Genomic DNA, 14,675 nt, shown 5'->3' on the forward strand with positions numbered 1-14,675 from the left:
AAATTCGTAGCCGTATCAGACGTAGTCGTAATACGGCTACGGTATTGCCATTTAACGGTAGCCTGGCTGCTTGCAAGCAACCAGGCTACGCCATTAGTTCTTGGTGTATCCGCCATATGTTTCTGTCGGTACCTGATTGCCACGGCCATCAAGTTGAGGGTAAATTGGCTGATAACCAGGCTGAGCTTGGTAAATCGTATAATAATTAGGTGGTGGCTGAGTTTGCACAACATTGTGTCCATTTGAAGGAGGCATTGACTGGTTAAACATTTGATATGAATTTGCGTGTTGTGTTGCTCCTATTCCCTGCTCAGGAGTAGGGTAGTTATCTTCTGAAGCTCGAGAAGAACAGCAACAGGATTTAAGTAAGCTGAAAAATCCACCAACTACATCTATAGCAATGCCTAATGTATGCAGACCAACAAAGGTTAAAGCAGCTACAGCGCCTGCTTGATACAGAACATTGGAGCCAACATATCCAGCAATAGATAACCCAAGAAGAGAGAAATTAGCAACGGTTGCTAAAGCACCTGGCCAGAAAAGTAAACCAGCAGCAACCAAAAGACCAATGGTAATCGCTGTTTTTGCAAATTGGAAATAGTTATATAGTGTTATCACGATGTTTTACTCCAGTGTTGTAAAATCGGGGTGAATTGTAGCAAATAAATTGAGAAGTTAGAATATAAACTGTTCAATTTGTTGATGAGTTTATTCTCAACTACGTCTCGTCCCATGGTTAAGGATTTAATACCTACACACGACCTACTCGTTGCATGAGATAAACACATACCCATTTTTAAGCTTCCTGACTTATTTCATCCGTTTCAATTAATTCTATCTCTTCTAAATCGATGTCTACCGATTCAATTTTTTGAAAGCGGGAGCTAATCTTTTTCGCCGAAGTATTGACTTCGCTTACATCTTGATGTGCCAAATTAATATGTTTGGATAATTTATCCATTCTCTTTTCAAAACGTTGGAAATCATCTGCTAATGCGTGTAAATGTTTTTGAATGATATGAATTTGCTTGCGAGTCGCATCGTCTTTAAGCACTGCCTTCGCTGTAGTTAATACGGCCATTAAGGTGCTGGGAGAAACCATCCATACTTTTAAGCGTTGCGATAAAGCAATTAAATCGGGGTAGTTAGCATGAATTTCTGCAAAAATCGATTCAGCAGGAATAAACATCATGGCTCCATCACTGGTTTCAGTAGGGATGATGTATTTTTCGGCAATGTCTTTAATGTGTTTTTGAATATCTTGGCGAAATTGCTGTTGCAAGGTTTTGCGCTCAACGGAACTTATGTCGCTATTCATAAGACGTTGATACGTTTCTAAGGGGAATTTCGCATCAATAACCACATTTCCAGTGGGGTCTGGTAAAAACAAAATACAGTCGGCGCGTTTTTGATTACTCAGCGTGTACTGCATTTGATAGTGGGTTGCTGGAATCATATTACCAATTAAGGCAGAGAGTTGAACTTCACCAAAGGCTCCACGCGCTTTTTTATCAACTAATACATCTTGCAAACTGACGACATGACTGGAGAGTTCAGTAATTTTCTTTTGCGCCTCATCAATAATCGTTAGTCTTTTTACTACATCAATAAACGTCGATGAAGTTTTTTCAAAGCCCTCTGTCAGTTTATGATTAACTTGTTGCGTTAGACTATGTAAATGGTTGCGAATTTCCTCGGTAAGAATTTGTAGATGAGAGGTGAGGGCGCTGGCGTGTTGTTTGAAGCTATGGCTGATTTGTTCACGTACATCAGTCATTTGTTTGTGTACGGTGTCATGAATTAATTGTTGTGTAAGCAACTGTCCCTGACCAATTTTCTCATTAAGATCGAGATGCACTTGATGCAGTTGGTTGGTAAAGGTTTCAACTACTTTTTCATTAAGTTGTGCGCTTAGCTTTTTGTGTTGGCTTTGTCTGACCAAGAACCAAATAAAGAAGAAAAACTGTAGGGCAATTGCCAACGCAATGCCCTCAAGCAGGGTGTACGGCGATAAAAATTGCATGCATTAATCCATGAGTTTGCTAAGTTTAATTGGTTCATCGTATTGATAAACGGTTTTTAACTGACCGTAATCAGTAAGATGTAGGTAACCAACGGATAGCGTATCCTCTGTTAAATGCTTTGAATTGTCAAAGCTAAATTTAATTGTTTGTTTTCCGGGTTCTAGCCACTGCGCACTTTGAGATGTTTCGACAGGCTGCAGTTGTCCTTTGTTGTTGTGTTGAAACAATACGGTTTGCAGCGCATAGCGACTTGCAGTAGCCACATCCACGGTTGCCGTAAAGGTTAAAGGATTAGAGGATACTTTTTTTAACGTGACTAAACTTGCTGATGGAATTGAGTATGAAAATGCGCTTCGTGCAGTCCGTCGTACATAGCCATCATCTTGTTCACTGAATACCTCAGCCTCTACATACCAATTATCGCCCTGTGTGTTTAACTCAGACACTAATTTCGCTTTAGCTTGAAACTCATTACGCTTTATTCTGCTCAGCTTTAAAGGGATGAATTCGTCATTGGTACCTATTAATGACACATTAACCTCATCTACAGAATAGTCAGTGTCATAATCTTTTAAGGAAATTGTTGCCGAAAATTCATCGCCATATTGATACTGCAAGGAACTGGGTTCAACTTTTAAATAGAGCAATGAAAACTTATCAAACACATTAATCAGGTACGAGTTAGCATCATTGGCCGAAGTAGTTTGGCTTCTAAGAATAAAGGTGCCGAAGCCTAATTCAGGCTTTAGTTGCGTCATGGTTTGATGCTCTGCTGCAAGTAAGGATTCATCTAAATCTTCATCTTGAGAGTACAGAGTGGACGCTTCCTTCAAACTTAGATCTTGTTTCTGTGGTGTTTGCAGTACAAATGTTGGAACCGATTTTTTTTGTAGAGGGGTAATTCGCACCACCGCACCAGGGGCGCGCGTCGATATGGCGACTCCTTGACGTAGCTGCTTTTGAGTAATGATTTGATTATAGCTATAACTTTTCTGATAGTTATTGACCGTAGGTGTTAAGGGCGTCTGAGCGATTGTCCAGCTAGCGCGTAAGGTTTCATGAGATAATTTATAGCACTCCTTACATTCATAAGTTTTAGTAGGATGCTGAGGCAATGTATATGCATGGGCTTGGCTCAAGCAAAATGCAGACATTAAAAAAAGATGGGTTGTTTTCATTGTACAGCTCCTTTTGTAGCTAAGGCACTTATAAGAATTTTATCCAGCCCAAAACAGGAATGTCTGCTTTGGTTATGACTTAAAGTCCAATTGTTTTCCAGGTGATCTTTATCGTAAAACCAGACTGTTCCTGCTGCCTCCTGAGAGCTGCAATTTAAAAATCCATCCGAACATTTATCAAGATATAATTTAGTAATTTTTAATCCACTGTTCAGCAAGTAGCCATTGCAATAACTGGCAGAGGATAAAGGTGAGGCAATCACATCAGTACCAATGATTGGGTTAAACGCTACTGGCAATGAGGGACGGCCTTGGGTACCCAAGAGTAATTCTTGGTTGTATATACGCATATCACCAACGCGTTGTTGTTTGATGGCATCGCCATGTAAGCCTAAAATCCAGGATAAGCTTGAGCTTATTACATGGCCACTTAATGCTAAATCAGCAAGGGGAGTGCCGGTGCTTGATGGCGCTAAAGCAACTACTTTTCCAATGTGTTTTTTTAACTCCATGTAGCGGCTGTTGTAGGTGGGGTTTGATAAAATCCAGCGCAAGACATTGGCCCCATTGGAATGGGTGTAGACGGTGATTTTGCTGATGTTCTTATCGTGTATGAATTTTAATAATTGATCCACGGTGCATTCGCCTGCTGTTTCATCCCACATGTAATTAGTGTAATTACAATGAGTGACGACATAATTTTCAGGATTTGCTAATCCTTGAGTGACGCTGTCAATAAAATCAATTTTCCAATAGTCTCCATAAGCATCTTCACGATGATCCCCTGTACCATGAACAAAGGCTATGCCAGAATTATCATCGGCTTGAGTTAATGTTGAAAATACAGCTAATAAAAAAGCAATTAAAACACGTTTAAAGTCCATTTTTATCATGCCTCAATATTCGATTGAACCTGTATCTATAGCATAAATTTTAGTGATAAACTAATGTTTTAATTCCCGGTTTAGCCATTTTTATAATGACGTATAAAACATTGCCATTGCGCTCATTCGCTGGGTTTAAGGATGAGCGTTTAGGCAAAATTTTTTTATTAATTTAACGGATAGTTTATGAGTAACGAAATAGCAGGGCAAATTAACGAACTAAAAGAGAAAATTCGACACTATGATTATCACTATTATGTGCTCGATGAACCTTTAGTCCCTGATATAGAATACGATCGCTGCTTTCGGGCCTTACAAGATTTAGAAACACAAAATCCACACTTTCTTACCGCAGACTCACCTACACAGCGTGTTAGCGGTGCTCCTGCTGATGCGTTTATGCCGGTGTCCCACCGACAAGCAATGTTGTCTCTTTCTAACGTGTTTACCGATGACGAATTACATGCTTTTGTAAAACGAGTCACGGACAAATTGGATGAGCCCAATCAACAGTTAGTATTTGTTTGTGAACCCAAACTGGATGGTTTGGCCGTTAATCTGACTTATGAAAACGGGATCTTGATTTCTGCGGCAACTCGTGGAGATGGTGCTACTGGTGAAAATATTATTGCCAATATTAAAACAATCGCGTCAGTGCCGTTAAAGCTACTAACCGATAATCCCCCACCTTTTATTGAGATTCGTGGCGAGGTGTACATGCCCAAAGCGGGTTTTGCTGAATACAATAATAAAGCGCAAATGCAAGGAGAAAAGGTTTTTGCCAATCCACGTAATGCAGCAGCTGGGAGTTTACGCCAATTAAACCCGGCCGTTACAGCACAGCGTCCACTAGCCATTTATTGTTATGGTATTGGTGCTTGCGAGGGCTATAAACTTCCCGAAACACATTGGCAGCAATTAGAGTTGTTGAAGGAATTTGGTTTTCGTGTTTCATCGGAAACCAAGCGCGTAAATGGAATGGCTGGTTGTTTGGATTATTACCATAGCATCCTGGAAAAACGGGAGCAGTTGCCTTTTGAAATTGATGGGGTTGTCTACAAAATTGACAGCATCCGTTTGCAACAGCAATTAGGCTTTATTTCTCGAGCGCCTCGTTTTGCTTGCGCCCATAAATTTCCCGCTTCCGAGGAAATGACCGTATTACTGGCCGTTGATTTTCAGGTAGGACGTACAGGCGCATTAACTCCAGTAGCTCGTTTAGAGCCAGTTAGTGTAGCGGGTGTTAAGGTGAGTAATGCGACCTTACATAACATGGATGAGATTGCCAGGAAAGATATTCGCATCGGCGATACCGTAATCATTCGTCGTGCTGGAGATGTAATTCCTGAGGTCGTTTCGGTGGTTATGGAGCGTCGCCCTGAGCATACGCAAATGATTCACTTACCAGAAAAATGCCCTGTTTGTGGTTCTGATGTGGTGCGTGAAGAAGGGGAGGCGGTTGCACGTTGCGTAGGTGGTTTATTTTGTAAAGCACAATTAAAACGGATGATGTGGCATTTTGCTTCGCGTAAAGCGATGTACATTGAGGGTTTAGGTTCCGTATTGATCGAGCAATTGGTTGATGAAGGCTTCATTCGTCATTTATCGGATCTTTATGAGCTTGATGCCGCCACCTTAGAAAATTTGCCACGTATGGGTGCTAAATCTGCACATAATTTGTTACAGGCTTTAGAAGAGAGTAAAAAAACCAGTTTCAATCGCTTTTTATACGCATTAGGTATCCGCGAGATAGGCGAGGCTAGCGCTCGTGTTTTAGCTGAGCATTTTGGTGATATTCCTTCAATTGCAGCGGCTACTGAAGAAGAGTTAATGAGTTTAAATGATATTGGCCCCGTAGGCGCATCTTATGTAGTGCATTTCTTTGCTCAAGAACATAATTTGCAAATTATTAAACGCTTATTGGAGTTAGGGATCCATTGGCCAAGGGTTGAGAAAAAACAAATTAATCAGGAAAACCCATTTTTTGGTAAAACAGTGGTTTTGACTGGAACTTTAAGTACCATGGGTCGAGAAGAGGCGAAGGCTAAATTATTGGCTTTGGGGGCGAAGGTTAGTGGTAGTGTGTCTGCGAAGACGAGTTATGTGGTTGCAGGGACTGAAGCAGGGTCTAAGTTGGATAAGGCGACTAGTTTGGGTGTTACGGTTTTGGACGAGGAGCAGTTTTTGGGCTTGCTTGCCGGGTTATAAAGCATTTTGTAATGATGTGTAGGTTGGGGCCATGGCCCCCAATATAATCCATAACCACAATTAGTTAAAAAATAAGGATGTACAATGACACTAAGAACAGGATTGTTCCTAATATTGATGCTCAACAGCCTCAATCAAACCTATGCTCAATGGGTTTTTAACAATCCTTATCCACAAAGCCAGGCAAACGAACTTATTTTTTACGCCTCCTTTGGCGAACAACCAAAAACATTAGATCCGGCCTTATCCTACTCATTAAACGAATACCTGTTTATTTCGCAAATTTATGAGCCCTTACTCGAATATGATTATCTAACCAGACCCTATCAGTTAATACCTTACACCGCAGCCCAGTTACCACAAACCAGATATTTAGATGCTCAAGGTAAACCTTTAGCCGAAAACAGCCAAACAGCAGCAGCTTATACCGTATATACCCTACACCTTAATAAAGGTATTTATTATCAACCTCATCCTGCATTAGCACGAGCCCAAGATGGCCGTTACTTATATCATCATTTAGCCCCCGATTATTTAGATGATCATCACATTAATCAGCTATCTGACTTTAAAGACACCGACACACGCGAGCTGATCGCTGATGATTACATTTATCAAATTAAACGTTTGGCTAATCCTGCGGTAAGCTCCCCAATTTATGGATTAATGAGCGGATACATCGTTGGTTTTAAAGAGTTTGGGAAAACACTTCCTGGATTAAATGCATATGCCGATGTACGCAAGTATCCCATGGCAGGGCTAAAAAAACTGGATGATTATACTTTTGAGATCACCTTGAAAGGTCAATACATGCAGTTTCTGTTTTGGCTGGCGATGCCTTTTTTCGCCCCTGTTCCTTGGGAGGCGGATGTATTTTACTCCCAACCTGGAATGAGTGATAAAAACATTTCTTTAAGTTGGTATCCCATAGGTACAGGGCCTTTTATGCTGACCATTAATAATCCCAATCGCGGCATGGTCTTGGAGCGAAATCCTAATTTTCACCCACAGTTTTTTCCAAAAGTTGGTTCAGATGAAGATAAAAAAGCGGGATTCTTGCGTCATGCGGGAGAGCGTTTGCCCTTAATCAATAAGATTGTATTTACTTTAGAAAAAGAAACTATTCCACGGTGGAATAAGTTTTTACAAGGCTATTATGACGATTCCACTATCAGTTCGGACAGCTTCGATCAGGCAATCCATATTAATAAGCACGGAAATGCAATTTTAACTCCAGAAATGCGTCAGAAGGGTGTGTATTTAGCTCAGGATCAAGAACCTAGCGTCTACTATCTGGGATTTAATATGTTAGATAGTGTTGTTGGGGGCTTGAGTGAGCGTGCGCGTAAATTAAGACAAGCAATTTCCATTGCGGTGAATGACGATGAGCGCATTGCTATTTTTTATAATGGGCGCGGAAATGCGGCTCAAGGTCCTATTCCTCCTGGTATTTTTGGATACCGAGAGGGGAAGGATGGTATTAATCCTTATGTTTTTGAATGGAACAATAACGAGGCTGTTCGACGTCCAATAAGTGATGCGCAAAAATTAATGATTGAGGCTGGTTATCCTGGAGGCCTTGATCCGCAAACCGGCAAGGCGCTTATTTTGCATTACGATACCATGAGTACCGGAGGGCCTGGGGATAAGGCCATACTGGATTGGATGCGTAAACAATTTGCCAGTATTGGTATCGATTTGAATGTGCGAGCAACTTTGTATAATCGATTCCAAGAAAAAATGCGGGCAGGCAATGCCCAAATATTTAGCTGGGGTTGGATTGCGGATTACCCCGATCCGGAAAATTTCCTGTTTCAGCTCTATAGTGCTAATGGGAAGGTAAAGCATGGCGGTGAAAATGCGTCTAATTACCAAAATCCTGAATTTGACCGTTTATTTGATCTGATGAAAAATCGTAAAAACGATGCTACAAGACAAGAGATTATTGACCGTATGTTGGAAATTGTTCGCCGTGATGCACCCTGGTCTTGGGGGTATAACACGGAGAATTTTATTCTCGCTCATAATTGGGTTTCGCCGACGAAACATAACAGCATTGCTTTAGGCACTTTAAAATATGTAGCGATTGATGTACCAGAACGTAATCGATTACGGCTGGAATGGAATCAACCCATTTTTTGGCCATTGGGTTTGTTGCTTATTTTAATTTTGGCCTTGGTCGTCCCCTTATTTATTGCCTATGCAAAGAAAGAAAAACAGCCTGCTAAGAGGACTAATTTGTCATGATGAAGTATTTAATACGCCGATTTTTTTATGCAATCCCCATCCTCTTTGGCATTAATATGCTCACCTTTATTTTGTTTTTTATGGTAAATACTCCAGATGATATTGCTCGCATGCATTTGGGGCAAAAGCATGTGCAACAGCAAGTTATTGATGATTGGAAGGCGGCACATGGCTATGATTTACCCTTGTTTTTTAACGAGCAGAAAATTGGCTTAGAGACGCTTGAAGCGACCTTATTTTTCCAAAAATCGATGCTCTTATTTACTTTCGATTTTGGGATGTCGGATGCCGGTCGTGACATCAGTCAGGACATTACCTTTAGGATGTGGCCTAGTTTAGCGATTGCCATACCGGTTTTATTTCTTGATGTGCTGAGCAATATTGTTTTGGCGATGGCGATGGTGTTTTTCCGCGGCACTTATCTTGATTTAACTGGGGTGATTATTTGTATTATTTTAATGTCCATTTCTAGTTTATTTTATATTATCGGTGGACAATATCTGTTTGGAAAATTACTGCGTCTGGTGCCCATTTCAGGCTACGATGGAGGAGTGGATGCCTTTAAGTTTATTATTCTGCCGGTGGTGGTGGCGGTACTGGGAAGTTTAGGAGCCGGTGGCCGTTGGTATCGGACTTTGTTTTTGGAAGAAATGAATAAGGATTATGTGAAAACGGCGCGAGCTAAAGGTTTAACTGAGCGCAAAATTATGTTTAAGCATGTGCTAAAAAATGCCATGTTGCCGATTCTTACTGGGATTGTGGTTATTATTCCTTCACTATTTATGGGAAGCTTAATTTTGGAATCCTTTTTTGGTATTCCCGGTTTAGGTAGTTACATTATTGATGCGATCCAACAACAGGATTTTGCGATTGTACGCGCCATGGTATTTTTGGGGTCGATTATGTATATCGTGGGTTTAGTATTGACTGATTTTTCTTATATGTTGGTTGATCCGCGGGTTAAGTTGTCGTAATTATTTATAACATAAGAGCATACTCACGAATGATCACGGCTTGGCCGCAGTGTCCATTTAGCCCGTCTCCCAAATTAGCGCTTGCCACGGTAATTCGGTCTCTGTACTTAGGGCGAGTTGGAAGGATGCACCAGTCGTAGAATGTCGAAGAAATCTGTGATGATAAAAGAGAATAAAAAATGACATTTGAATTTTTATGGACCGATAAATGTTTTCTCATCCTCTTGGCATTGGGAACGCTTACTATTTTATTGAGTTTACGCAAACAACACATCCGACGATCGTTCTCGATGATTCTCCATCGCCCTATTGCCGTAAGTGCGGGGATTATTCTTTTAGCATTTATCACCATAGGCGTATTAGACTCAATTCATTTTCAATCTAATCATCAGTCCGATTCCTCCATATCAGTACTGGATAAAATCTTATCGCCAATTGATGAAATTAATGAAAAGACCTACTCAGCCCCCTTAGCCTTATACCAATTTGTTACAGATACCACCTTAGTTAATGGCGTAGTCACTCAGTTTTTTCCACGTTTAAATTATCCTGCAAAATGGGTAAGCACTGAGGCAGAAAAGGAACAAGTCATTAAAAGCAAGGCTTGGAATTCGCTGCAATGGGGCTTAGGAGTTGGCCTCGTGTTTGCCGGTATACTCATCTTTTCTAGTTACATGCGAGGTAACAAGCCCAGTTGCCATTTCAGTACTACAAATTTCAGTGTAGTGCTTACGCTAAGCATACTGGCTTTTTTTATTGTTTATGGTTATCAGTTATCCCGAGTGTTCCACGTTTTAGGAACAGGACAAATTGGCCAAGATATTTTTTATTTTACGATAAAAAGTATTCGCACCGGTTTAATCATTGGTTTATTAACCACGTTCTTTATGCTGCCATTGGCTTTATTTTTAGGCGTAGTTGCCGGATACTTTGGTGGCCTCGCAGACGATATTATTCAATATGTTTACACCACCTTAAGCTCTATTCCTGGAGTATTGTTAATTACCGCATCCGTTTTATCATTACAAACCTATATTGCCAATCATCCTGAACAATTTCCTACTTTGGCGCAAAGCGCAGATGCCCGTTTGCTCGCCTTGTGCCTGATTTTAGGGGTAACCAGTTGGACTAGTTTATGTCGTCTTTTACGGGCCGAAGCCTTGAAATTACGTGAAGTTGATTATGTTTTAGCGGCTCGTGCTTTAGGCTCTAATTGGTTTACCATTTTACGCAAACATTTATTGCCTAATGTGATGCACATCGTGGTAATTACCCTGGTTCTGGATTTTAGTTTCTTAGTTATGGCGGAAGCCTTGCTATCCTACGTTGGCGTTGGTGTGTCACCCATGACCATCAGTTGGGGGAATATGATTAACAGTGCTCGACTTGAGTTAGCGCGGGATCCGGTAGTGTGGTGGCCTATGCTGGCGGCCTTTATATTTATGTTTCTGTTGGTTCTGGCAATTAACTTATTTGCTGATGCAGTGAGAGACGCTTTTGATCCCCGACAATAATTACGTTAAAATCGACCCAGATTAAAATCGGCGATTGAGTTTATCCTTTTATGCAACAACGTTTTGTTCACCTGCGCGTTCACACGGAATTTTCTTTAGTTGATGGTCTTGTGCGAATTAAGCCATTAATGAAGGTATTGCCCTCACGGGGGATGTGCGCCGTTGCGGTTACCGATCATTGCAATTTATTTGCCGCGGTAAAATTATACAAATATGCATTAGACTCAGGAATTAAACCGATTATCGGTAGTGACCTTCCTTGCCATGATCCTTTGCAACCAGAGCGGATTTCGTCTTTAGTGCTTTTATGTCTCAATGAGCAAGGCTATAAAAATTTAACTTGTTTAGTCTCTAAAGCATACCAAGAGGGGCAACATCAGGGACAGCCACGCGTTCAGAATCAATGGATTGAAGAATACTCAACAGGCTTAATTGCCTTGTCTGGTGGTAAGTTTGGCGATATAGGGCAAGCTTTATTGGCTAATGATTTAGAATTAGCTAGAAACCGTGCACGTCATTGGCAAAATCTTTTTCCCAATCGCTTTTATTTAGAAATACAACGCACCGGCAGACCGGATGAAACGCTATACAACGAGCAATTAATTGCTTTAGCAGATGAATTGCAATTGCCGTTAGTGGCAACTAATGATGTACGCTTTATCGATGCAGAAGATTTTGACGCTCATGAAGCGCGCGTTTGTATTCACGATGGATATACGTTAGCGGATCCACGCCGTAGTAAACAATATAGTGCCCAACAGTACTTGCGTTCAGCAGAGGAAATGGAGGCTTTATTTGCCGACTTGCCTTCTGCTATTCAAAATACGGTAGAAATTAGCAAGCGCTGTACGGTAAAACTGGATTTAGGCAATAATTACCTACCCAACTTCCCTATTCCAGAAGGATCTACTGTTGAGAATTATTTATCGCATCTATCTCAAGTCGGTTTGGAAGAGCGTTTAGCACAAATATTTAAAAACAAATCCGCCGAAGAGTTAGCCGCTCTACGTGGTGCATACGACGAGCGTTTGCAAATTGAGCTCGATGTAATTAACAACATGGGATTCCCTGGTTACTTCCTCATCGTTGCGGACTTTATTCAATGGGCCAAGCTCAATGGCGTTCCTGTAGGCCCAGGGAGGGGATCGGGTGCTGGCTCCTTAGTTGCTTATGCGCTAAAAATTACTGACCTTGATCCTTTAGAATATGAATTACTGTTTGAGCGCTTTTTGAACCCCGAGCGGGTTTCTATGCCTGACTTTGATATTGACTTCTGTATGGAAGGTCGCGATCGGGTCATTGACTATGTGGCTGAAAAATATGGTCGTCAAAGTGTGTCTCAGATTATTACTTTCGGTACTATGGCTGCAAAAGCGGTGGTGCGGGATGTGGGGCGAGTTCTAGGTCATCCTTATGGCTTTGTGGACAAACTTGCTAAACTAATTCCCTTTGAAATAGGAATCACCTTAAGCAAGGCGATGGAGCAGGAGCCTGAGCTAGACCGTCGTTATCAAGAGGAAGAAGAAGTTAAAGAGCTAATTGATTTAGCACTTAAACTGGAAGGGATTACCCGTAATGCTGGAAAGCATGCGGGGGGCGTGGTTATTGCACCTTCCTTACTTACCGACTTTACCGCAATTTATTGTGAAGAAGGCTCTACGCAAATTGTCAGCCAGTTCGATAAGGATGATGTTGAAGCCGCGGGCTTGGTGAAGTTCGACTTTTTGGGTTTAAGAACCCTGACCATTATTGATTGGGCTTTAGCTACCGTAAACAAACAAAATCAAAAAAATGGCCTGCCCACAATTGATATCAGCCAAATTCCTACGGATGATGAAGCCACTTTTGATTTGCTCAAAGCCTGTAAAACAACCGCTGTATTCCAGCTGGAATCCCGCGGGATGAAGGAATTGATTGGTCGATTACAACCTGACTGTTTTGAAGACATCATTGCATTAGTAGCCTTATTCCGACCTGGACCTTTACAATCGGGAATGGTGGACGACTTTATTGACCGTAAGCATGGGCGTGCGGCGGTTGATTATCCTCATCCTGATTTAGAACCTATTTTGAAACCAACCTATGGGGTTATTTTATACCAGGAACAAGTGATGCAGATCGCCCAGGTTCTTGCGAATTATACTCTAGGTGCTGCGGATTTATTACGTCGCGCGATGGGTAAAAAGAAGCCCGAAGAGATGGCCAAGCAGCGGGAAATTTTTACCGAGGGTGCTACCGCGCGCGGGGTCGATGAAAAAGTCGCAAGCTACATCTTCGACTTGATGGAAAAATTTGCGGGCTATGGTTTTAACAAGTCCCACTCCGCTGCATATGCTTTAGTTGCATATCAAACTGCTTGGCTTAAAGCCCATTATCCAGCAGCGTTTATGGCCGCAGTAATGTCTTCGGATATGGATAACACCGATAAAGTAGTAACTTTTATCGATGAATGCGCACATATGAAATTAACCGTGCTACCCCCATTAGTTAATCAATCGATGTATCACTTTACGGTGACTGATGACACGACCATCGTCTATGGTCTTGGTGCAATCAAGGGAGTAGGGGAAAATGCGATTGATTGTATTACCCAGGAGCGTGAGGCTCAAGGAATCTATACTGATTTATATAGTTTTTGCCAACGATTAGATTTACGAAAGGTGAATCGCAGGGTGCTTGAAGCATTGATTAAAAGTGGTGCTTTTGATGTATGGAAGGTTGAGCGTGCGGTGTTGACTGCTTCCTTGGAAAAGGCGCTCAAAGTAGCTGAAAAAGAACATCAAAATCAATCCAGCGGTCAATTCGATTTATTTACTCTCTTAGAGGATAATGCCAGCAATCAGGAATATGTAGAGTCCAAACCCTGGTCTGAAGCGCAGCGACTTGATGGTGAACGAGAGGTTTTAGGTTTTTATCTAACAGGCCATCCTGCAGATCAATATCGTCGCGAGTTTGTAGATTTTATCGTCCCCATAAGTCAATTAAATCCTTCGGTGCATAAAAAAGCCGTGATTTGTGCCCAAGTCTCCGGTATTCGTAAGATTATTACCAAACGCGGTAAAAAACTGGTAATCATTGGCATGGATGATTCGACCTCTAGGATGGATGTCGTGGTCTTTGGCGAAGTATTTGAATCATTTACTTCCCCCTTGGCTTCTGGGGATATGCTTGTAGTGGAGGGTGAGGTTGCTCACGATGATTTTAGTGGGGGAGTTAAAATGACGGCTACTTGTCTGTATAATGTCTCCTCAGCACGCTCAAGATTTGCTCGTTGTTTGGAGTTGCGTTTAAAATCAGAGCACCAGAGTATGTTGTCCGCGATTCAAACCATATTAAAAGGCCATTCAGGTGTCTGTGCCGTGCAATTTGCTTACACCAATGAGCATGCAAAGGCACAGCTCAGCTTAGCAAAACAGTGGTATGTTGAGCCAAGTGATGAATTATTAGGACTTTTAACTAACCTACTTGGTGAAGAGCGCGCGGTAATGAAATATTAAAAGATTTATTTTGGAGTTTAAAATGTCTACAGATGTAATTCATCCTGGTTTGATAACTGAATACGGTATGTTTGGCTCAACCAAGATCCGTTTTAATGCGTTATTGAATCCCATCTTTTAGCGCGCTAAATTCAATTTTTAGTCAATGG

At 41.4% G+C, this 14,675-nt stretch carries 9 protein-coding genes; 5 read left to right on the top strand and 4 right to left on the bottom strand.

Annotated features, from left to right (window positions below; all coding sequences use genetic code 11):
• Positions 1–93: 93 nt before the first annotated feature.
• The 4 genes from ACQY7T_RS10725 to ACQY7T_RS10740 form a co-directional block, all read right to left on the bottom strand.
• Entirely contained in the window at positions 94–618 is a 525-nt protein-coding gene (locus ACQY7T_RS10725) for a hypothetical protein (protein WP_428413265.1), read from the bottom strand.
• 178 nt (positions 619–796) lie between these two features.
• Entirely contained in the window at positions 797–2,023 is a 1,227-nt protein-coding gene (locus ACQY7T_RS10730) for a DNA recombination protein RmuC (RefSeq protein WP_428413267.1), read from the bottom strand.
• Between the two features lie 3 nt (positions 2,024–2,026).
• On the bottom strand, positions 2,027–3,202 hold the full coding sequence (locus ACQY7T_RS10735) for a DUF4785 domain-containing protein (RefSeq protein ID WP_428413268.1): 1,176 nt from the start codon (positions 3,200–3,202) through the stop codon (positions 2,027–2,029).
• Positions 3,199–4,086 (bottom strand): hypothetical protein, encoded by an 888-nt coding sequence (locus tag ACQY7T_RS10740; protein WP_428413270.1) that lies wholly within the window; start codon positions 4,084–4,086, stop codon positions 3,199–3,201. Before ACQY7T_RS10740 ends, ACQY7T_RS10735 begins: the two co-directional genes overlap by 4 nt.
• Positions 4,087–4,272: 186 nt before the next feature.
• Between ACQY7T_RS10740 and ligA the strand changes: the two genes are divergently transcribed.
• The 5 genes from ligA to dnaE all read left to right on the top strand — a co-directional run bounded on the left by ligA (position 4,273) and on the right by dnaE (position 14,526).
• Positions 4,273–6,294, top strand: a complete 2,022-nt coding sequence (ligA, locus tag ACQY7T_RS10745) for an NAD-dependent DNA ligase LigA (RefSeq protein ID WP_428413272.1) — start codon at positions 4,273–4,275, stop codon at positions 6,292–6,294.
• An 84-nt stretch (positions 6,295–6,378) separates the two neighbouring features.
• A complete protein-coding gene (locus tag ACQY7T_RS10750) occupies positions 6,379–8,541 on the top strand; it encodes an ABC transporter substrate-binding protein (RefSeq protein ID WP_428413274.1) in 2,163 nt (720 codons plus the stop codon).
• Positions 8,538–9,515, top strand: coding sequence for an ABC transporter permease (locus ACQY7T_RS10755; protein ID WP_428413276.1), 978 nt, complete (start codon positions 8,538–8,540; stop codon positions 9,513–9,515). The genes ACQY7T_RS10750 and ACQY7T_RS10755 overlap by 4 nt, the downstream gene beginning before the upstream one ends.
• A gap of 179 nt (positions 9,516–9,694) precedes the next feature.
• The gene (locus ACQY7T_RS10760; protein WP_428413278.1) at positions 9,695–11,029 is read left to right on the top strand and encodes an ABC transporter permease; all 1,335 of its coding nucleotides are present in this window, start codon (positions 9,695–9,697) and stop codon (positions 11,027–11,029) included.
• 50 nt (positions 11,030–11,079) lie between these two features.
• Positions 11,080–14,526: a DNA polymerase III subunit alpha gene (gene dnaE / locus ACQY7T_RS10765; protein ID WP_428413280.1), complete on the top strand. Its 3,447-nt coding sequence runs from the start codon at positions 11,080–11,082 to the stop codon at positions 14,524–14,526.
• Positions 14,527–14,675 lie beyond the last annotated feature (149 nt).

This window comes from Legionella sp. (genome assembly GCF_965140895.1).
Classification (GTDB): domain Bacteria; phylum Pseudomonadota; class Gammaproteobacteria; order Legionellales; family Legionellaceae; genus Legionella.

Coding starts and splice junctions, on each gene's coding strand:
- ACQY7T_RS10740 (WP_428413270.1), bottom strand. CDS start 4,086: ATGGACTTTAAACGTGTTTTAATTGCTTTTTTATTAGCTGTATTTTCA.
- ACQY7T_RS10760 (WP_428413278.1), top strand. CDS start 9,695: ATGACATTTGAATTTTTATGGACCGATAAATGTTTTCTCATCCTCTTG.
- ACQY7T_RS10730 (WP_428413267.1), bottom strand. CDS start 2,023: ATGCAATTTTTATCGCCGTACACCCTGCTTGAGGGCATTGCGTTGGCA.
- ACQY7T_RS10755 (WP_428413276.1), top strand. CDS start 8,538: ATGATGAAGTATTTAATACGCCGATTTTTTTATGCAATCCCCATCCTC.
- ACQY7T_RS10735 (WP_428413268.1), bottom strand. CDS start 3,202: ATGAAAACAACCCATCTTTTTTTAATGTCTGCATTTTGCTTGAGCCAA.
- ACQY7T_RS10750 (WP_428413274.1), top strand. CDS start 6,379: ATGACACTAAGAACAGGATTGTTCCTAATATTGATGCTCAACAGCCTC.
- ligA (WP_428413272.1), top strand. CDS start 4,273: ATGAGTAACGAAATAGCAGGGCAAATTAACGAACTAAAAGAGAAAATT.
- dnaE (WP_428413280.1), top strand. CDS start 11,080: ATGCAACAACGTTTTGTTCACCTGCGCGTTCACACGGAATTTTCTTTA.